At 68.6% G+C, this 19648-nt stretch carries 18 protein-coding genes and 3 pseudogenes; 16 read left to right on the forward strand and 5 right to left on the reverse strand.

What is annotated here, in order from left to right; translation table 11 throughout:
- The first annotated feature begins 177 nt into the window (after positions 1–177).
- The 7 genes from ACWD6R_RS25160 (at position 178) to ACWD6R_RS25190 (ending at position 4779) form a co-directional block, all read left to right on the forward strand.
- The gene (locus tag ACWD6R_RS25160; RefSeq protein WP_451820767.1) at positions 178–1173 is read left to right on the forward strand and encodes a DUF2156 domain-containing protein; all 996 of its coding nucleotides are present in this window, start codon (positions 178–180) and stop codon (positions 1171–1173) included.
- Positions 1174–1222: 49 nt separating this feature from the next.
- Positions 1223–1384, forward strand: a complete 162-nt coding sequence (locus tag ACWD6R_RS25165) for a hypothetical protein (protein ID WP_451820768.1) — start codon at positions 1223–1225, stop codon at positions 1382–1384.
- 240 nt (positions 1385–1624) lie between these two features.
- Positions 1625–2740 carry an acyl-CoA desaturase gene (locus tag ACWD6R_RS25170; protein ID WP_451820769.1) on the forward strand — a complete coding sequence of 372 codons (1116 nt, stop codon included), beginning with the start codon at positions 1625–1627 and terminating at the stop codon, positions 2738–2740.
- A gap of 148 nt (positions 2741–2888) precedes the next feature.
- Positions 2889–3167, forward strand: coding sequence for a hypothetical protein (locus ACWD6R_RS25175; RefSeq protein ID WP_451820770.1), 279 nt, complete (start codon positions 2889–2891; stop codon positions 3165–3167).
- Between the two features lie 191 nt (positions 3168–3358).
- The gene (locus tag ACWD6R_RS25180; RefSeq protein ID WP_451820771.1) at positions 3359–3619 is read left to right on the forward strand and encodes a hypothetical protein; all 261 of its coding nucleotides are present in this window, start codon (positions 3359–3361) and stop codon (positions 3617–3619) included.
- Positions 3620–3636: 17 nt separating this feature from the next.
- Positions 3637–4353, forward strand: coding sequence for an ATP-binding protein (locus ACWD6R_RS25185; RefSeq protein ID WP_451820772.1), 717 nt, complete (start codon positions 3637–3639; stop codon positions 4351–4353).
- Positions 4354–4455: 102 nt separating this feature from the next.
- On the forward strand, positions 4456–4779 hold the full coding sequence (locus ACWD6R_RS25190; protein ID WP_451820773.1) for a hypothetical protein: 324 nt from the start codon (positions 4456–4458) through the stop codon (positions 4777–4779).
- A gap of 505 nt (positions 4780–5284) precedes the next feature.
- On the opposite strand, the gene ACWD6R_RS25195 is transcribed toward ACWD6R_RS25190, so the two are convergent.
- Together ACWD6R_RS25195 and ACWD6R_RS25200 are read right to left on the reverse strand one after the other, a co-directional pair.
- The gene (locus ACWD6R_RS25195) at positions 5285–5902 is read right to left on the reverse strand and encodes an SRPBCC family protein (protein WP_451820774.1); all 618 of its coding nucleotides are present in this window, start codon (positions 5900–5902) and stop codon (positions 5285–5287) included.
- 15 nt (positions 5903–5917) lie between these two features.
- Positions 5918–6529, reverse strand: a complete 612-nt coding sequence (locus tag ACWD6R_RS25200; RefSeq protein ID WP_451820775.1) for a TetR/AcrR family transcriptional regulator — start codon at positions 6527–6529, stop codon at positions 5918–5920.
- A gap of 613 nt (positions 6530–7142) precedes the next feature.
- Between ACWD6R_RS25200 and ACWD6R_RS25205 the strand changes: the two genes are divergently transcribed.
- The 5 genes from ACWD6R_RS25205 to ACWD6R_RS25225 all read left to right on the forward strand — a co-directional run bounded on the left by ACWD6R_RS25205 (position 7143) and on the right by ACWD6R_RS25225 (position 14328).
- Positions 7143–8039: a hypothetical protein gene (locus ACWD6R_RS25205; protein ID WP_451820776.1), complete on the forward strand. Its 897-nt coding sequence runs from the start codon at positions 7143–7145 to the stop codon at positions 8037–8039.
- 366 nt (positions 8040–8405) lie between these two features.
- The gene (locus tag ACWD6R_RS25210; protein ID WP_451820777.1) at positions 8406–10133 is read left to right on the forward strand and encodes an outer membrane protein assembly factor BamB family protein; all 1728 of its coding nucleotides are present in this window, start codon (positions 8406–8408) and stop codon (positions 10131–10133) included.
- A 461-nt stretch (positions 10134–10594) separates the two neighbouring features.
- The gene (locus ACWD6R_RS25215; RefSeq protein WP_351197848.1) at positions 10595–11263 is read left to right on the forward strand and encodes a macro domain-containing protein; all 669 of its coding nucleotides are present in this window, start codon (positions 10595–10597) and stop codon (positions 11261–11263) included.
- Positions 11264–11387: 124 nt separating this feature from the next.
- The gene (locus ACWD6R_RS25220) at positions 11388–13082 is read left to right on the forward strand and encodes an ADP-ribosyltransferase domain-containing protein (protein ID WP_451820778.1); all 1695 of its coding nucleotides are present in this window, start codon (positions 11388–11390) and stop codon (positions 13080–13082) included.
- 352 nt (positions 13083–13434) lie between these two features.
- A complete protein-coding gene (locus tag ACWD6R_RS25225; protein WP_451820779.1) occupies positions 13435–14328 on the forward strand; it encodes a hypothetical protein in 894 nt (297 codons plus the stop codon).
- Positions 14329–14526: 198 nt separating this feature from the next.
- On the opposite strand, the gene ACWD6R_RS25230 is transcribed toward ACWD6R_RS25225, so the two are convergent.
- Positions 14527–15624: an integrase core domain-containing protein gene (locus ACWD6R_RS25230; RefSeq protein WP_451820780.1), complete on the reverse strand. Its 1098-nt coding sequence runs from the start codon at positions 15622–15624 to the stop codon at positions 14527–14529.
- A gap of 243 nt (positions 15625–15867) precedes the next feature.
- Between ACWD6R_RS25230 and ACWD6R_RS25235 the strand changes: the two are divergent.
- The 3 genes and pseudogenes from ACWD6R_RS25235 to ACWD6R_RS25245 form a co-directional block, all read left to right on the forward strand.
- Positions 15868–16335: pseudogene (locus tag ACWD6R_RS25235) on the forward strand (IS6 family transposase); the annotation flags it as partial.
- 246 nt (positions 16336–16581) lie between these two features.
- Positions 16582–17340 carry a MerR family transcriptional regulator gene (locus ACWD6R_RS25240; protein ID WP_451820781.1) on the forward strand — a complete coding sequence of 253 codons (759 nt, stop codon included), beginning with the start codon at positions 16582–16584 and terminating at the stop codon, positions 17338–17340.
- A 132-nt stretch (positions 17341–17472) separates the two neighbouring features.
- Positions 17473–17793, forward strand: a pseudogene (locus ACWD6R_RS25245) (DDE-type integrase/transposase/recombinase); the annotation flags it as partial.
- A gap of 106 nt (positions 17794–17899) precedes the next feature.
- On the opposite strand, the gene ACWD6R_RS25250 reads toward ACWD6R_RS25245, so the two are convergent.
- Positions 17900–18277 (reverse strand): zf-HC2 domain-containing protein, encoded by a 378-nt coding sequence (locus ACWD6R_RS25250; RefSeq protein ID WP_451820782.1) that lies wholly within the window; start codon positions 18275–18277, stop codon positions 17900–17902.
- Between the two features lie 594 nt (positions 18278–18871).
- On the opposite strand from ACWD6R_RS25250, the pseudogene ACWD6R_RS25255 reads away from it, so the two are divergent.
- Positions 18872–18961, forward strand: a pseudogene (locus tag ACWD6R_RS25255) (IS6 family transposase); the annotation flags it as partial.
- A 61-nt stretch (positions 18962–19022) separates the two neighbouring features.
- Here the strand turns inward: ACWD6R_RS25255 and ACWD6R_RS25260 are convergent.
- Positions 19023–19334 carry a hypothetical protein gene (locus ACWD6R_RS25260; RefSeq protein ID WP_451820783.1) on the reverse strand — a complete coding sequence of 104 codons (312 nt, stop codon included), beginning with the start codon at positions 19332–19334 and terminating at the stop codon, positions 19023–19025.
- Positions 19335–19648 lie beyond the last annotated feature (314 nt).

Genomic DNA, 19648 nt, shown 5'->3' on the forward strand with positions numbered 1-19648 from the left:
CCAAGACCACCCGGTGTCGACCCGGCTGTTCCTGAGAACAACAATGACAGATGCCTCTGATACGGATCTGACACGGAGCTGACGTGCCTCCGACATCCCACGAGAACCCCCTTTCGGTGCCGAGCGGTCCGATGCTCTAATTCCATCGGCCCAGTCCCACCGAGAGGGAGCGCGAACGTGTCCGTGATTGAAACGGACAGCCCGGTATTCCGGGCCGTCCAGAAGCACAGCCAGGCCGAAAATCCCAGTTCGTTTCTCGCGCTGAACGAGGGCAACAAAACATTCGGCGTCCCTGAAATCGACGGGGTGATCTCCTACCGGCGGGCGGGCCGATACGCCGTTCAGTTCGGCGGACCCTTTGTCGAGAAGGCGTCGTACGACGCACTCCTCGAGCGCTTCGTCGCGTACGTCCACGACGAAGGCCTCAGCCTCGTCGGCGTACAGCTCCAGCGTGACGACGCCGAGGCCTACGCCCGCCAGGGCTTCACGGTCAATCAGATCGGGGCTTCCTGGGCGGTGCGCATACCGGACCTCACACTGCGGGGCACCCGGTTCATGCAGTTGCGCAACAAGGTCTCCCGAGCGCACCGCAACGGCCTGAAGATCCAGGAGGTCCAGGCGTCGGATTGGCAGGACGGCCTGGCGAGGATCGACCGTGCGTGGCTCGGGGCGAAGGGCGAAGGCGCCCGCCCCCTGGAGTTCCTGGTGGGCCAGATCGGCGGCACGATGCAGGCGCACCGCCGGCTCTTCGTCGGGACCATCGACGATGCACCGGTCGCGTACATCTCCTACTCGCCCGTGTACGGCTCGCGCGCCGGCTGGATGCACGACCTGAGCCGGCGCATCCCGGAGGGCTCTCCCGGGCTGATGGAGGCGATCAACGCCCACGCGCTCGAGGTGTTCCGAGGTGAGGGGGTGGAGTGGCTGCACTTCGGCTTCACGCCCTTCACGGGTCTGGACGCGAGCCACGAGGTTCCCGGTCACAGTCCGGCGTTCCAGTGGCTGATGCGCTTCCTGTGGGCCGAGGGCTCCGCTCTCTACCCCGCGCAGACACAGCTGGCCTACAAGCAGAAGTGGGCTGCCGACGTCCTCATCCCCGAGTACGTCGCCTTCGAGAGTCAGGCCTCGCTGGCCGGCTTCGCCCATATCTTCCGCGTCAGCAACGCCTTCTGAGCATCCGTAGAAGCACTTTTCCCCGCATTCGGCCCACGAAAGGAAGACCGTGTCCTACGCATCTCTCAGCACCGACCAGCTTCGACAGTCGATGGTCGAGCACCTCATGCGGATCATGGGATGCCCCGACGACGAGACGCTGGCGCGCGACGCCGACTCCCTCCTGCTGACCCTGGACCACCGGCTGGCCCATGAAGCGGCAGCGGCCTGACCCGCGCTGCCCCACCCCAGTCAGCCGGGTATCAGAAGCGCATCAGCGCGGTAGGCGAGGCTGGTGGCACGCTGGCTCGGAACCAGGCGCAACGCACCGCACTGCCACGGCACAAGTGCGGGCAAGGTCATGAAGCCACCTTGTGGCTCCTGCCTCTCACCCTGCGCAGCCTCCTGATCGTGGGACGGCTGCCGTGCCACCGCCTTACCACCGGGCACATCAGCCCAAGGAGTGCACCGTATGTCATCGCCGCACGTCCCTTCCCAGAACGGCGTGGTCGAGTCGCTCGACGCACGCCGCGCGACTCCGGCTCCACAGACCGCAGGAGCCTCCGCAACGTTCTCCGAGCTTCTGAAGCGAGTGAAGGCCGAGGGCTTGCTGGACTTCGACCCGCGCTACTACACAGGCCGTCTGGCGCTCAACACCCTGCTCCTGGCCGCCGGCTTCACGGCGTTCTTCCTGCTCGGCGACTCCTGGTGGCAGCTGGTTGTGGCCGCGTGGATGGGCCTGTGCGGGACGCAGAGCGCCTACATGTTCCACGACGCCGGCCACAAGGCGATGTTCCGCGACAAGCGGGTCGCCACGGCCGTGGGCTACATCCACGCCAACCTGATCAACGGGTCGAGTTATGGGTGGTGGGTCAACCACCACAACCGGCACCACAGCAACCCGAACCATCTGGACATGGACCCCGACATCGGACGCCGCACCGCGATCTTCGATCTCAAGCAGTACGCCAGCCGCCGGGGAGTCAAGCGCTTCATCGTCCGGTACCAGAGCGTCCTGTTCTTCGTCCTGCTGGTCTTCGAGTCCCTCAAGATGAGCAAGACCGCCATCAAGGAGATCTCCCAGGGTCAGACCAAGCGCCCGGTACTCGAGGCTTCGCTCATCGTGCTGCGTGCGGCGATCTACCTGACGCTGGCCTTCACCGTGCTCTCCCCGCTGCTCGCCGTCGTCTTCATCGTCGTCCAGCAGTTCGTCCAGGGCCTCTACTTCGGCATGATCTTCGCCCCGAACCACAAGGGCATGGAGATCCGCGACGGCGAGGAGGAGACCTTGGACTGGCTGGAGCGCCAGGTGCTCACCTCGCGCAACATCCGCCCTTCTCGGATCATCGACTTCATGTACGGCGGTCTCAACTACCAGGTCGAGCACCACCTCTTTCCCTCGATGGCACAGAAGAACCTGCCCCGTGCCCGGGAGCTGACCCGCGAGTACTGCGCGGAGCGAGGCGTTCCCTATCACGAGGTGGGCTTCTGGGCCTCGTACCGCGAGGTGGCCGGCTTCCTCCACGAGGTGAGCGCACCCGTGCGCCGGGGCGAGGTCGAGCAGACGCTGGAGCGGCGCGCCGCCTGACACGCGCCGCCGAGCTCTGACCTCCCGACAGACCCCACAGCGGACAGACCGGTCGGCGACCGCGGCCCGAGCCGGGCGGGTCGCCGACCTGCCGTCGTCACGACGCGGCGAAGAAGAAGCGAAAGCCCAGACGAGGAGTTGTCCCCCGATGCTTAAGACTGCCGCGCCACAGAGGAGCAGCGCGGACGGAGCCGCCGCAGCGGCGATCGGCGATCGACTGGACCGCATGCCGATCACCTCCACGCACCGTCAGCTCACCGCGATGGTCGGAATCGGCCTGTTGTTCGATACGTTCGAAAACAATCTCTCCGGCACGATCTCCATCTGCGATGTGCCGGTTTGGTGTCAGTGGGTTGGTGTCAGTGACGGCATGTCAGGTTGTTGTGTTTGTGCTGGTGGTGGCGTGTTTGGTGGATCGGGTGGCTGACGTGGGGTGGTGTATGCGGGGGGTGTCGCTGTCACGGGGCGGTACACCCTGCCTTGTTCCGCTGTCATGGGAACGGCACTTCTGATCCGTCGGTGGCTGCGCGGCGGCAGGGTGATCGGTGTCGGTTTCCGCCGGGGGAAGAGTGCGGGGTGGGGGAGTCGGGCGGCGCGTGGGGTGAGGTGACGGCGGGGTTGAGGGTGTCCAGGCCGGTGCTGGTGGCGCGGTTGCTGGAGCTGGATGCGGCCGGGGCGTTGACGACGGCGCACGTGCGTGCGGGCGCTCAGGTCGGTGGGGTGAATGTGCGCACGGTGTGGCGCTGGCTGGATGCAGCGCGGACGGAGGGCCGTATGGAGCGCAGGCCGCGGGCCCGGCTGGAGTTGTCCGACCAGGCGTGGGAGGTGCTGGCGCAGGCGGGCGAGAACGTGGCGGTGCTGCACCGGCATCTGATCTGAAGGAGGCCGGGGGCGAGGTGCCCTCGCTGGCGTCGTTGTACCGGGTGGTGCGCCGGGACCTTCAGGCCGGCAGGGTCCTGCCGGACCGCGTGGTGGTGCGGCGGGAGAGGGAGGAGCAGCGGACACGGCAGGCGCTGGCTGACCTCGCCCTGGCCGGGTCGCGTGTGGGCGGCGCGGCGAAGGCGGCTGCGGCACGGCCGCGGCGTCTCGTACCAACGGCGGCCGGGGGCTTGCCGGCGGGGGAGAGCGGTGCGGTGGCGGGTGTGGCGTTGCCGGCGGGAGCGCAGCTGGTGCGGACGTCGTCGGTGAGGGTGGTGGCCGAGGCGGTCGGGCAGGCGATGGCGGTGGAGGGCGCGGTGTGTGTGTTCGGCGACCCGGGCCCGGGCAAGACCGCCGCCGTGCGGATGGCGCTTCGTGAAGTGCCCACGGGTTGGAAGGTGACGTGGGTGCCGGTACCGGTGCGCCCATCGGTGGCGGGCATGAGGCGGGCGGTGTTCGACGCTCTGGTGCTGCCGGGCCGTTTCCCGCACAGGTCGGCGCTGGCCGACGCCGCAGTCGTGGGGGCTCTGGGGGAGGCGCGGGTGCTGGTGGTCGATGAGGCACAGCGCCTGCCCGTGCCGTGCCTGGAGTACCTGCAGAGCTTGTGGGACCACCTCGGTACGCGGATCACGCTGGTGCTGTGCGGGGCGGGCAGGGAACTGTTGTTCACCGGACGCCGGAGCCAAAACGGATAATCCTGGCCAGGACGACACTGATACGAACCGCCCGGCCGGCCTCGGCGTACAACTCCAGCGTGCGGCGCAGGCGACCCCGCCTGCGACGCGATCGCCGCGTGGATGCTGCTCAATGCCGAGACGTGGCCGGTCTTCCGGGCAGCAGCCGGGTTCGACGACGCCACCTGGGCCCGCGGGCGAGGCTGGGCGCTGACATTTGCCGGCGGGATCACGTACTACCGCCAGACCAACCCTGCCAGGGCCGAGCTTGGGCGACGCGCCATCACCGAGGTCCTTGCAGAGCCAGCTTCGTCATTGACTCGCAGTGGGAAGCGCTCACCAAGCACCATCCCGAGAGAGAAGATTTTCAGCGAGATGATCAGCACCCACGTGAGGGGGCGCCCGCAGTTCGAGGCCGCGCTTGCCGAACCAATCCTCCTATCTTGAAGGGAGGGGGCAGTCGACCCAGGCCGCCACCGCACGACCGCGGGGTTGCGTCACGAGAGAAGTCCCGCAGTGCGGTGAAGTGTCGGCTGAGATAGACGGCCAAGTCCCGGTGCAAGCCGCCGAAACCGCATACCTGTCCCGCCACCGCCCGGTCCGGGGGAAGCAGCGCGAACACCTCGTCCACATCGAAGACATCGAACAGACGGGAGACCTCAGTCACTGCTGCTGAGGCCGGCACGGTGGGAGGGCCGTCGAAGCCGTGCGTTCCTGTGCTTCGGACGCCGGTGTTTCGACACAGTTGCGACACCCGTCTCCGATGGACTCCCTTGTTATACGGCACGCATACCTTTCGGCGGTCCGCCCATTGACAAACCCTCAGGACAGGGTCCTAAGGGCCGAGCATCTTCCCCGGACCGTGAACGGTGGTCCACGCGGGCACCGTTTCCACGGTCAGGGGGCTCGGTTCCACCGCATCGCGGTCTTGAGGCGTTGCGGAGCGTGCCGGTCAGCGGCTGAGTGCCTCTGCCCGCTTGGCGAGGGCTTCGTTCATGGCGCGGAACTGCGGGAGCGTGTCGGACTTCAATCGGCCCTCGACGAACGGTACGGCGATGCCGGTGAAGCGTTCGCTCTGCGTCAGGCGGACTCGGTCAGGGCCGAGCGTCTCGATGGTGAACCGGTGCTCCCCGTCGGCTATCCAGCCCGGCCCCAGCTTCCCGAGCCAGCGCAGCTCCGTGCCCGGGGTGGCTGTCAGAATCCGTGGGGTGAACGTGGTGTCGCCGGTGTCGTCGTGCATGACGATGCGCATGCGTGCGCCCTCTTCGAGGCGGCTGCCCGGCGACGTCACCTGCGCCGAGGTCATGAACGGATTCCACTGCGGATAGGTGGAGAAGTCGGTCAGCGCCTGCCAGACCTCGTCGGGTGTTGCCTCGATCTGTATCGAGGCTGTCAGCTTCACCGGGTGGATGTTGGCCCATGTCGTGTATCCGGTAAGCAGGGCCGCCAGGGCCGCCAGGGCCGCCAGGGCTGTGAGCAGTCGGTGCCGCCGCCGAACGGGGGCGGGATGCGGCGTCGCGGGCGCCGTGCTGACATCGGTCGGCGTGCCGGACCTTGACGTACTGGTCATTGTGGACCCTCTCTATCAGGCGGACGCGCCGGTGAGCGCGCCGGCGACAAGGCGGTCGACGTACGTCGGGTTGATGGGTTGGCCGGTGACGAGCAACCGGTAGTACAGGGCGCCGGCGAGCTGGTCGAAGATGACGTCCGGCTCCGCGTCGTTGCGCAACTCGCCGCGCTCACGGGCCTGTTCGAGCAGCGCCAGAACCAGGGTGTTACGGCGGAGGAACATGGCCTGGACGGCAGCGCCCACGTCGGCGCGGCGCGCCGCCGCAGCGGCGACCTCCGCGACCAGGCCCGCGGACGCGTCACCCGATGCCGTGGGGCGGCCGACCTGCCGCATCCGGTTGAGCCCGGCCACAATCTCGTTGAGGTAGCGGGTGAGATCTGCGCGGACGTCACCGCTGTACTCCACCGGCACTTCGTCCTGGATCCGCGCCACTACGGCGACGATCAGATGATCCTTGGTGGGCCACCTCCGGTACAGCGTGGTCTTCGCGACCTTGGCCCTGGTGGCCGCCTCGTCGACCGAGAAGCGGTCGTATCCACGATCGAGCAGCAGTTCCAGCGCCGCGTCGATGATGCGGGCATCCGCTTCCTCGCTGCGCGGTCGGCCGCGTCGGACTGCTGGTTCCATGACGGTCACCCCTTTTCGATACGGCCGTTTCGTAAGCGACAGTAAGGCCGTTCACCGAATTACGCAACGCCCGTAGCGAAATCCCTGGGTGTCCGTACCGCGGGCGCAGCTGCTCGCCGCGCGGCACCCGGCTTCGTACGCGGTGTGGGACCTGCGAAGTTGTCGGCCAGACCGGCAGACGGCTCCGGCCCTCGCGCCCTGCAGCGTGATCAAATAGGGGATGACATCGTTCTGGACTGGCAAACGGGTACGCCTGCGTGGTACCGAGCCTGATTCGACGGCGACGATGCGCTCGTCATGCACGCCGGCCGCGTCGTCGGACGCCAGCCAGACGATAGGCGGGCCCATTACCGCGGGCTCCAGGAACCCCTGGCCGCCCTCGTCCTCACTGGTCACAGCCTTGAATCGTTGACACGACGCGAGAATCAGCGGTGGCACCTTCTGGGAATGCCCAGCGCATCGGCCTGATACGTCGCAGCCACAGTGCAGCGCCTCCCGTGGTGGCATCCGGTCCCCGAGCACCGGCACGGCCGGGCGGGGTCAGCCTCGGGCCGCCACACGGCCTCGGCGTGCGCTCGTCGCCCCCACACAGCCGACCGCCGACGGCAAGATCGTGATCGGGATCGAGAGCGGCACCGCGAGCGACGCGTCCTGCGAGAGCCTTCAGATGATCGACCTCGCCTCGGGGAAGGCGGGCTGGCGCAAGTCGTACGAGCGGCCCGGTCTCTGGGACGGGCTCTCCGACGTGGCGATGGCGATCAACGGAGACGTTCTGACCGTGGGAAGGACCAGCCGGACGGACGCCTTCCGGGTCAGTGACGGCAAGGCGCTGTGGGGCAGACTGCCGGGCAACTGCCAGCCGTTCGGCTTCGCGAGCGGCCCGATGGGGATCGCCGCGGCCAGCTGCCAGACCGAGGCCGACGACCACAAGGAACAGCTGGTGGAGCGGATCGACCCGGTCAGCGGGAAGGTCCTGTGGAAGTACAAGGTCAAGAAGGGCTGGCAGGTCGACCAGTTCTACTCGGTCAGTCCACTGGTCGTCTCCCTGAGGAAGGGGGAGAAGAACTGGGCCATCGCGGTGCTCAACGCCGATGGCACGTACCGGTCCCAGCTGGCCGGTGGCACCGACGACTACGAAACGCGGTGCGGCGGCGACCTGCTCACCCGGGGCAAGAACGTCGACAACTGCCTGGGGGTCGCGGCGGACGCGAACACCTTCTACATGGCGACGAAGCCCGAGTACGTCGGCTCCGACATGACCAACGCGGTCGTTGCCTTCGATCTGGGCACCGGCAAGTCCAAGTGGAAGGTTGCGGCACCTGCCGGGCAGACCCTGATGCCGATGCGGATGGAGGGCGGCAAGGTGCTGATCTACATGGGCGCGACCAAGGGCAAGGGGGGCGGCATCATGTCGCTCGCCCCGACGGGCGGCACCCTTCAGCCGGTCGGCATCCGGCGTCGGCGGCCGAGGTGGAGCGCGGCTTCTCCGCTCCCCGGGTTGCCTACGTGAACGGGCGCTCCCTGCTCATGCATGCCTTCGTCAGCGGAGTCACCGACGAGGAAGAGATCGCGATGAAGACCATGATCTCTTTCGGCGACTGACGGATTGGTCGGCTGACTGGTGGTCAGGTCCGGCCGGGCGTAACGGGAGCATCACGGGGCTGTTCTCCGTTGGGGACAGGGTGCGGACCGACCCGGTGTCCGCGGTGACGCGGGTGGTACAAAGAAGCCCCGCTCGACATTCGTGACACCGCGGGATCCATGCCCGATTCGCTCCTTCCCATGGAGCCCAGGGGGTTTGCCCGCCCCTTCCGACTCCGCGGGATTGCGGGGGAGACCGGACCGGGCACCGGACCGCACGAAGGGGGACGTGCTGATGACCCAGCCGCCCGACCAGCAACCGCCGCAGGGAGGCTTCGGGGCTCCGTACGACCCCCCGTCGGGTCCGTACGGGACCCAGCCGCCCGGTCAGGCCGTGGGTCCGTACGGCACCCCCGCGCAGCCGGGTCCGTACGGGACCCAGCCGCCCGGCCCGTACGGGCCGCCCACGCCGCAGCCCGGTCCGTACGCTGCGCCCACACGGCCCGGCCCGTACGGCGTGCCGCCGCAGCAGGGTCCGTACGATGCGCCGACCCAGCCCGGTCCCGCGGGAAGCGGTGGCGGAGGGTTCTTCCGGGGCAGGCGCGGGAAGGTCGTCGGTGCCGTGCTCGCGGTGGTGCTGCTGGCCGGCGGTGGCGTCTGGCTGGCCACGGGCGGGGACGAGGCGAAGCCCACGGCGAAGTCGAGCGCCGCCCCCGGGCCGGACACCTCGTCCACCGGCAGCGGCAAGCCCAAGAACAAGGACAAGGGACCGAGCGACCTCCGTGCGGAGGCCGACGGGATCAACGCCAAGCGCAAGCCGGGCGAGACGAAGGTCCTCTGGCTCCAGGAGGGCGGCGTCGACCTGCCGGCCAACGGCTCGGACGTGTACGGCCCCTGGTTCGTCGGCGACACCGTCGGCAAGGCGATGTTCCACACCGTCTCCGGCTACTCCGTCGCCGACGGCAGCCAGAAGTGGAGCCTGCGCCTGCCGTCCGCCATGTGCGCGGCCCCCTCGCAGGCCACCGCCGACGGCAAGATCGTCCTCGGGATCCAGACCGGACACGGCGACCGGGCGCTCTGCAACGGGCTCCAGATGGTCGACCTCACGACCGGCAAGGCCGGCTGGTACAAGACGTTCAAGCGGCAGGGCGCCTGGGACCTGCTCTCCAACCCCGCGATGGCGATCAACGGCGACACCGTGACCATCGGGCGCAAGACCAGGACGGACGCCTTCCGGGTCAGCGACGGCAAGGTGCTCTTCGGGGAACTGCCGGGCAACTGCCAGCCGTTCGGCTTCGCGAGCGGCCCCGTGGCGATCGCCGCGGCCAGCTGTCAGACGGCGGCCGACGACCACAAGGAACAGCTGGTGGAGCGGATCGACCCCGCCACCGGCAAGGTCCTGTGGAAGTACAAGGTCAAGAAGGGCTGGGAGATCGCGCAGTTCTACTCGGTCAGCCCGCTGGTCGTCTCCCTGAAGAAGGGGGACCAATGGGCGATCATCATGCTCAACGATGACGGCACCTACCGCTCCCAACTGGTCGGCGGCGACGAGAACTTCAAGACGCAGTGCGACACCGACGTGGCCTCCGACGGCAGGAACCTCGACAACTGCCTCGGGGCGGCGGCCGACGACAAGACGGTCTATCTGGCGACCAAGCCCGGCGAGTCCGACCCCACCAACAAGGTCGTCGCCTTCGACCTGGCCAGCGGACAGACGAAATGGAAGGCCGCCGCCCCCGCCGGGCAGACCCTGATGCCGATGCGAGTGGAGGGCGGCAGGCTGCTGATGTACCTGTCGGCGGCGAAGAACAAGGGCGGCGGCATCGCGTCCCTCCCGCCGACCGGCGGCACACCGCAGATGGTGGTGCGGCACCCGGCCGCGGGGGCGGAGGCCGAACGCGCGCTCTTCGACACCCGGGTCGCCTACGTGAACGGGCGTTCCCTCCTCCTGAGCACGAGCATCAGCGGGATCGAGGACGGGGACGAGAAGCGGGCGAAGTCGATGGCGGCCTTCGGTAGCTGACGGTCCGAGGCGTAACGGAGGCATCACGGGGCGGTTCTCCCTTGGGAACAGGGGGTGGACCGCCCCGGTGTCCGAGGTCTTGCGGGTGTGGGCTGATTCGGTTTGTTTCATGGGGTGTTGAGCGTTGATGGCCGGGCGCTGGTGTTGGACAAGTAGTGAGGATTAGCTGGTCACTGGGTGAGGATTACCTGGTCAGGGGGGTGAGAGCTCCCAGCCAGCGGATCAAGTGGTTTTCCTGGCGTCGCATACCTCCCGCAGACGACGACACCGCCGGCCGCCTCCCGGCCCCGTGCAGTGGTCCACGGAACACCGTTTTGGGCCGATCACGGCGACCGACGCTTGACGAAAGAGATAGGGGCACCCCCCGCTCCCCTGCTCGAACAACCCTGTCGAACGGCGCTGTCAGTGGCGCGCGGTAGCTTCGGGGTTGTTCGAGATCACGGTGTGAGAGGGGTGAATTCGTGGGTGTCAGGCATGCGTTGAGCGTCGTCCTGGTCGACGTCAACGACGAGGTGGTGACGGCCTGGCGGTCCGCGTTCGCGGATACGCCGGAAGTCGAGATCAGGCGGGGTTCCCTTCTCGATGTGGACGCCGACGCCTGGGTCTCCCCCACCAACGAGCGTGGCCGGATGGACGGTGGGGTCGACGCCGTCGTCAAGCGGTACCTCGGTGCGGGCATCCAGGTGCGGGTGCAGCGGGCGATCCGCGACCGGTTCGGCGGACGGCTGCCGGTGGGCAGCGCAGTGTGCGTCCCGTCCGGGGCGGACGTACCCCGGTACCTGATCTCGACGCCCACCATGCGCCAGTCGTCGCAGAACGTCAGCGACACGATGAACGTGGCCCTGGCCTGCGCGGCCGCCTTCCAGGCGGTGCATCTACAGAACCGGGCGAAGCCGGGCAGCATCCGGTCGGTGGCCCTCGTCGGGATGGGCGCGCAGACCGGGCAGGTGCCCGCGAAGGTGTGCGCCAACCTGATGTGGACGGGCTACACCCTCTTCCACGACCACGGTTTCGCGGACTACGACGAGTTGCGGGCCGCCGTGCTGGGGCAGCTCGACGACATCGAGGGAGCGGGGTCCGCACGGCGGGTCCGGATCAACGTGCCGCAGCGGCCTTCCTTTCGTCACTGACCCGAAGACCTCGCAGGCCGGTGCCGCCCAGGGCGCGGACACCGGCGACGACCCTGCCGCATCTGTTCAGCATGCCGGGGCGCCCGTGGAGGCGTCCGGTTCGAGTATCGGGAGTTCCACCCTCGTGAGTGATGTCGACGTGACGGCCGCGGGCGATGCCGGTTCCCCGGCCGGGGATCCGCTGGGACTGGCCGGCCTGTTCACCGGTGGCGGCGAGCCGTGGCTGCCGTTGCTTGGACCGGTGATCGAGGCTCAGCCGGGAGCCGCCGACTTCATCGGCCCGAAGCGCAGCCCGGAGGTCGTTCCGGTGCGCGAGCTGACGTTCCAGGCGTTGAAGCCGCATCCGCCGGAGAAGTGGAAGGTGGTCGTCTTCGGACAGAACCCCTATCCGCGGGCGGAGAGCGCGACCGGCATCGCGATGTTCGACAACACCTTCAACGACTGGAAGGACAGCCAGTTCGGCCGGGTCGTGAGCATCCGCTGCCTCATCAAGGCGGCCGCGATGTGGAAGTACGGCATCGTCAAGAAGACCCCGATCGCCGACGTCCGCGCCCTGCTGAAGAAGGAGGACACGGTTCAGCCGCCCGAGTGGTTCCAGGCGATGCTCACCCAGGGTGTGCTGCTGCTGAACGCGTCCCTCACGGCGAGCGCGGACGGGGCGATGGCGACCGATCGGCACACGTCGTTCTGGCGCCCCGTGGCCGAGCAGATCGTCGAGGAGATCCTCCGGGCGAAGCAGGACGCGGTGGAGGAGGACGACCGGGGGGTGGTGTTCGCCTGGTGGGGCGCGCACGCCCGGAGTCTGAAGAGGGTCGTCCAGCGGCTGGAGAAGAAGTACCCGGGGGTGCAGGTCCGTCACCTGGACCACGCCAATCCGGCTGCGCAGGGGGATCTGTTCTGCGAGGGCGACCACTTCGCCCAGGTGAACGACGCCCTGGCGGCGGTGGGGGCCGAGCCGGTCGACTGGCTGCCGCAGAAGGGCTGGGACCAGGGGACGGGCGAGGCCGGCGGGCCGGAGGACGGTGGTGTCGCGCAGCGGATGGGGGCGTTCATCGCGTCCACGATGGAGTTGCACCAGCTGTATCTGGAGCGGCTCACCAGCGTCAAGGACGAGGGCCTCGTCCTGCCGCCCGTCACTGGGGTGTTCGACACGCCGCTGATGGACTTCCGGAAGGCCGTCGAGCCGGTCTCGCGGGTGCTCGGGCACCTGGATCGGCATATCGATCTGTCGAGCCGTTTCGGGGAGACGAAGGCCGCGGAGGCGGAGGCGGCGTCCGCGGGCGCGCTGTTCGGGGAGGCCGCGGGCGCGCTGTCCGGGGAGGCCGCGGGCGCCTTGCCGGCCGACGCGATCTCGGCCCTCTACCTGTACACGTGCGAGTCGGGCTTCTACCGCGAGATCAACGCCGTGCTGCGCTCGTCGGACCGCGAGCGCGTGGTGCCGTACCTGCCGTACCTGCGGTTGCTGTTCTCGGCGATGGAGGCGCTGCCGGCGCAGACGCGGCCGCTGTGGCGTGGTGTGGCGCTGGATCTGCGGTCCCAGTACCCGCTGGGGCGGACGGTGACGTGGTGGGGCGTGTCGTCGTGCACGTCCGAGCTGAGCGTGGCCCGCGCGTTCCTCGGCGGGCGTGGCCGGCGGACGCTGTTCGAGGTGACGCCCGCGCGGGCGGTGGGGATCCGGCGGTTCTCCGCGTTCACGGGTGAGGAGGAGTACATCCTCGCGCCGGGGACGCAGCTGAAGGTGACGGAGGTGAAGGCCGAGCGTGGGGGTCTGTGCACCGTGCGGCTGACCGAGCTGAAGGGGGCCGGCCTGGTGTCGTGACGTCCCCGGGCCGGGCATACCAGCGCCCCGTGGCGGGCCTGAGCCGTGCCGTGGAAGAGGACTGGAAGAGCCGTACCTCGCCACCCACCGGTGCCCGGCCCGGTCCCGGAACGTGCACTTCTCGGCCTCCACAATGGGTAGGATCACGCCGCACGCTGAGCGGGCGGTTCGAGCCGTGCCGCGCACGGCACAGACCGAAACAGCGGGGGTGCACGGCATGAGTACGAACGGCAATGGTTACTGGGGTCCGACGGGCGGACCCGGACCCGGCCCCGGTGGACAGCCGGGCCCAGGTCCCGGCCATCAGCCCTACCCCGGGGCCGGACACCACCCGTACCCCGGCGGTCCCGGCGTGGGGCCCTACCCGCCGCAGCCCGCGCCCGTGCCGCCGCAGGGGTACCCGGGGCATCCGCAGGGCTGGGGCCCATACCCGCCACAGCCGCACGGCGGTGGCCCGCAGCCGCCGTTCCCGCGCCCGCCCCGGCCGCCGCTGACGCGCAGGCAGCGGATCCTCAAGTGCGTCTACAACCCGTTCTACGCCGCCCAGCGGGCCTTCCGCCCCTCGCGCCCGGACGCCGTCGAGGACCTGACGGTGCGCAAGATCCAGATGTGGCGGACCGGGCTCGGCATCGCCGCCTGGCTCGTGCTGGTCATGTCGTACAAGCCGGTCGACACCGCCAAGGGCGTCGAGACCGTCGCGGGCGACAAGTTCAACCAGAGCTGGATCAGCACACTCGTCCTCGTGTGCGCCTTCCCGTTCGTGATCGCCCTGTTCGCGTTCGCTGCGCAGGGTGCGCTGCGCGGGCTCTACCTGCGTCGGTCCCTGAAGTCCTTCGGGGCGGTGGCGGCTCTGATGGGGTCCATGGCCACGTTCCCCCTCGCCGTCGCGCCCGATCCGGAGACCGCCGGCTTCCGTGACGCCATCGGGCCCCCCGGCATGGTCGTCCTCATCACCCTCTGCGCATGGTCGCTGGGCTTCGCCCTGTACGGGATCGCGCTCTGCCTCATGCACGTGTTCCGCACCGCCGACATCCACGAGGTGCTGCCGCCGATCCTCGCCACCTTGCTGGTGTGGGTGATGGCCGCCCTCGACGTGATCAACAACGAGAACACCGGGGCTCCCGTCCTTGCCCGGATCGTGTTCCTGCTCGGCGCTCCGGTGTCGGTGACGGTGTTGTCGTGCTGGGAACTGTACCGGCTGCGGAAGTACCACCACCTGACCGTGCGACAGGCCCTCGGCCGCTAGGTCATCTCCGCGTCCGCACCCGAGTGGGAGGGCTATGAGCGGGTGCACCCGCCGGTCCTGCTCGTCTTCCACCAAGTCGGCAAGCGCTCTGCGAAAAGACGAAGCCCTCGGCTTCGGCCCGCGCACACCGGCGGGCACGCACCCGCGGCTGCCAACGCGCCAGGACAGTGCGCCTGCCGAATATCTCATCCGAGCAGTTCAGGCGGCATGCCGGTACTCGTGGATCACTCCGCCGAGCCGGTCGTGTCGGCGTATGTCGAGGCGGGTGATTCGTCCGGGATCGGTGATCGGTTCGGGGACCGCGCGCAGTGGTGCCGCCTGGTTCATCGCTTGGTGTGGCCGGTGTGCGTTGTGATGCTGTTCGAATTCGCGCAGGGCGTGGCGCAGGTGACCCTCGTTCCAGATCAGGGTGCGGTCCAGGAGTTCGTAGCGGCAGGTCTGCACCCAGCGCTCCATGATCGAGTTCATTCGCGGCGTCCGGATGCCGGCGAGCACGACCTTGATGCCGGCGTCGGCGAGGATCTGGTCGAAGAGGGCTGGGAACTTCGCGTCCCGGTCGCGGATCAGGTACGTGACGCTGGCTCCGGCATCCTCAAGGTCCATGACCAGGTTTCGGGCGGCTTGGCTGACCCAGCGCGCGGTGGGGTGCACCGTAGTGCCGAGGATCCGGACGCGGCGGGTGGCGTGCTCGATGACGGCGAGGATGTACTGGCGCTGGCCGGTCAGGGTGACGGTCTCGATGAAGTCGCACGCCAGGAGCGTGTCGGCCTGGGAGCGCAGGAAGTCGGCCCAGGTGGTGGCGCTGCGATCGGGCGCGGGATCGATGCCCTCGGCCTTCAGGATCTCCCAGATGGTGGAGGCGGCGATCTTGATGCCGAGGGTGGCGAGTTCGCCGTGCAGCCTGCGGTAGCCCCACGACGGGTTCTCCCGAACCAGGCGCAGGATCAGGATGCGGATCGAGCGGACGGTGGGCGGGCGACCCGGCCTCTTCGGTCTGCAGGTGCGGGCGTGGCGCTGCTTCATCAGGTCGCGGTGCCATCGCAGCACGGTGTCCGGGCGGACCAGCAGCCGCAGGCGGCGCAGAACTTCGCGTGGCAGCGGTGCCAGGAGCGCGGCGAGGAAGGCCCGGTCCTCCGGAGCGAACTTGACTTTGCCAGTGCCGAGGTGCCGCTCGAGGACGGTGATCTGATGGCGCAGCGCGAGGATCTCCACCTCCTTGTCGCGGTCGCTCATCGACAGCAACCGCAGGGCAGCGAAGGCGTTGGTGACAGTCAGGTAGGCCAGACGAAGTAGCACAAGTGACGATCATGCCCTGGCCCGGAGCGGGCCCGCTCTGCGGGGCAGGTCCGGCTCGACGCGTCCCGTGACCTGCGCGGATGACATTGTCGGCAGGCGCAGTGCTCCCAGCGCTGGGGCGGGGTGCCGAGTACGGCCGGGCGCTCGACGACGCCGAGGCCTGCTGCGGGCGCTGTCACGTTGGCTGACAGGGTGGGAGGATCCTCGGGCTGATCACGGTGGAGGGGGTTGCCCGTGGAGGGTATGTCGTCGTCGTGCAAGGGGCGCCGCTATCCGGTCGAGGTGATCTCGCACTGCGTGTGGCTGTACTTCCGGTTCCCGCTCAGTTTCCGTGAGGTCGAGGAGCTGATGCTGGAGCGTGGCGTGATCGTCTCGTACGAGACGGTCCGCCGCTGGTGTCTGAAGTTCGGTCAGCAGTACGCCAACGGACTGCGCTGCCGGCGGCCCCGGCCCGGCGACACGTGGTATCTGGACGAGGTCTTCATCAAGATCAACGGTGAGCAGAAGTACCTGTGGCGGGCTGTCGATCAGGGCGGCAGCGTGCTGGACATCCTGGTGCAGAGCCGCCGGGACACGGCTTTGGCCAGGCGCTTCTTCCGCACGCTGCTGACGAAGACGGGCGGGGTGCCGCGGGTGATTGTCACGGACAAGCTCCGCTCCTACGGCGCGGCCCATCGCGAGGTCATGCCCTGCGTCGAGCACCGTTCCCATGGCTTTGGTCACGAGAGACGACAGCGTTTCTACGGGGATTCGGGAGGCGCTGTGGCCTTCGGTTGGGTCGGGATGTTCACGAGTTTCGGCGGCGGGCGGGGTCTGATCGGGCCGGAGTGCAGGCCTTGCGTGTTCGACTGCGAGGAAACATGGATTTCGGGGTTGAAGTTGCCGTTGCGGCAGTTTCTATCGTCGTGACCAGGGCCGGAGAGACCGGCCCGGCGACACATGCGTACGGGAGTGGCGATGGACTGGCCGATCTCGGAGGTGGCCCGGATGTCGGGCGTGACCGCCCGGACACTGCGCCACTACGATGAGACCGGCCTGCTGCCGCCGGCCCGGATCGGCGCCAATGGGCACCGGTACTACGAGGAGCGCCAACTTCTGCTGCTGCAGCAGATCCTCGTGCTGCGGGTGCTGGGCGTCGGGCTGCCGGAGATCGGCCGGATCCTGTCCGAGCAGGTCGACGAGGTGGATGCCCTGCGGGGCCACCACCGGTGGCTGCTCGCGGAGCGGGACCGGCTCGACGCCCTGGCCGGCACCGTCTCCCGCACGATCGCCGAACTGGAGCAGTCCAGAAAGGACGGCAACCCCATGACCGTCAACCGACCGGAGAACCTGTTCGAGGGTGTCCAGCCCTCCCAGTACGCGGAGAACATGCGTGACTTCCCCGAACTCGCCGAGGCGGTCGGGCGGCGCGCTGCCGCGATGAGCCAGGCCGACGCCGACGCCAGGCACCGTGAGCGCACCGCGCAGATGATCCGGCTGGCCGAACTCATGGCTGCGGGTCACGCGGCCGCCGCCGAGCCGGTGCAGGCCGAGATCGACGCCCAGTACCGGGCACTGATGCAGCTGCGTGCCGTCTCCGCCGAGGAGTTCCAGGCCATCGGACGCTCCTGCGTGGACAATGACGTCTGGCGCACCGCGTACGAGGCGATCGCCCCGGGTCTGGCCGCGTACCAGCGCGATGCCATCGAGGTCTACGCCACCACCCGGCTGAGCTGAGCCGCGACCGACGCCATCGCGGGAACGACCCGCGATGGCGTCGGTCACATGCCACGGCGGGCGAGCGATGTTCGAAGCCGAGGGGACCGGCCACGGCTTGCTCAGCAGGGTGCTGTCCGTTCTCGTGAACAACGCCTCCGCTCACAAGGGACCGCTTGCCGACAAGCTGAACAATCGCTGTCGGAAGTCGTGAACAAAGCCAGTTCCCACAAGGGTCTGAACAACCGGGCCGAGAACAGTCATCAGCCCACCCGGCAACGCGAACGGGCGATGAAAGGCTTCCGCAGAGTGGGCGCCGCGCAGCGGTTCCTGTCCGCGTTCAGCGGCATCTCACCCCACGTCCGGCCCCGCCGCCACCTGATGACGGGCACCCGACACCGCGCCGAAATGACCGTCCGCTTCACCATCTGGGAGCAGATCACCGGCGTCACCGGCCGGCCTGCCGCGGCCTGAGCCCAGGGCTGGCACCCGGCCCCACCACACCTCGACACACCGTCAGACACCCACACACCCAACAACGTGACAACGCCGGGCGCGGCCCCCTGCCCGGCGCTCCTCCTCACCCGAAGTACGTCGTGGTCTTGCTGACCCATTGGGACAGTGTGATCTGCATGGGCAGGGCCGCCCGGTCCGGCCTGCGGCGACGGGGCGACGCGTGGCTGTATTCGGCCCGGGTGACCGCGCACATCCGCCGGTTTTGGCCCCTGCCGCAGGCCAGGGCGTCGCGGAGAAGGGACAGATGTGCCGCCACGGCTGCGAGGCAGTCATGCTCGTCCCGGCATGTGTCGCAGGTTGCCAGGTGAGCCCCCACCGCGCTCGCCTCATCGGGTGCGAGAGTCTTGAGCGCGTGTCCGGCCAGCAGTTCACAGAACGTGCGGCATTCCTCGACGGCTGCCTCGTCGACATACTCCGTGGTCAGGCAGTGGGCTCCGATCATGGCGAAACCTCCGTTCCTGGTCTCACCATCTCCCAGGAACGGCCCCCCGCGCGTCGTCCCCACGCAGCGATTTACGGCTACCACGGCCGCAGTATCCACCGCGCCGGCCTACGGGACGAAGACGTTCACGGATCCCCGGCGGGCACTGGCCGAGTGGCTGGAATACTCGCTGCGCCAAACCCCAGATCCAGGAGCTGGAGATCCAGGAGCAGCAGGAGCAGCGCCGCCGGAAGCGGGCACGGGCCGCGCCCGGGGCGGACAGGTGAGGCGGTGGGAAACTCTGTTGTTTCGGTCACCCCTTGCGCGCCCGGGTCGGACCCTTTGTGACCTGGGTATTTCGGCCCGGCGGAGCCGGCGGGCGATACGGCGGGGTTCTGGCGAGCGGGACACGGTGGCGGCGGCTGCCCACTCAGTACCCTCGGCTGGTCGGCGACGACCGCAGACCGGCTCCTCGTAGCGCTGCACGCCAACGAGCACAACAGACGCCGGCGCGATCGCTCGGCCCGCAGGCCACGCAGAGGCGCTGTCACGTTGGCTGAAAGGGTGGGAGGATCCTCGGGCTGATCACGGTGGAGGGGGTCGTCCGTGGAGGGCATGTCGCCGTCGTACAAGGGTCATCGGTATCCGGTCGAGGTGATCTCTCACTGCGTGTGGCTGTACTTCCGGTTCCCGCTCAGTTTCCGGAACCGGAACCCCTTGTACGACGGCGGCGACACGTCCACGAACAGGTCCATCCCGGTGGTCGTCAGCGGTATGAACGCCCTTCGTGCTCACGGACCCAGTGGTGAGGTCCATGGTGGTCCCGGGTCCATTCGATCTGGTCACTGACCCAGCGTCGACGGCCGTCGTCGTCGCTTCCCCGGCCCTCGTCCCAGCTGCCGCGCCGGCCTTCGTCATGAGTGTCGAGGAGCCGCACGGGGTGGGAAACGGCGGCTGCCCGGTCATCGGTCGGGAGGGCCGCTGCCGAGGCGGGGCCACCCGTCGCGAGGAGTCCGGCCGCTGCGACCGTCACGGAAGCGGCCGCGACAGCAGCGCGTCGGGCAATCCTGAAAGCCATGATCTTTCCTCCTTGCTTTAGCCCGTGACCTGCACAACAGGCCGCGAGGGCTTGCCTTTGATCAGGCACTGACGACAGTACCCCGAAGTAGTTGAACGATGAACTACTTGGGGGCGTGAGGTACACCATGCCCCCGAAAAATCGTTGCGTCGGAATACTTCCGGCAGCCCCCATCGGTCGCCTGCCGCCGCGGGGTTGGGCAGCTGGCGGAGCAGCTCCCGACGGCGATCCGGCGACCGTTTCGGGCATGCCCGAGGCGGTGACGGTGCCGCAGGCACACCGGCAGCGATGCGCCCGGTGTTCGGTGACCGTGA

It is taken from the genome of Streptomyces sp. NPDC005151, assembly GCF_053599875.1.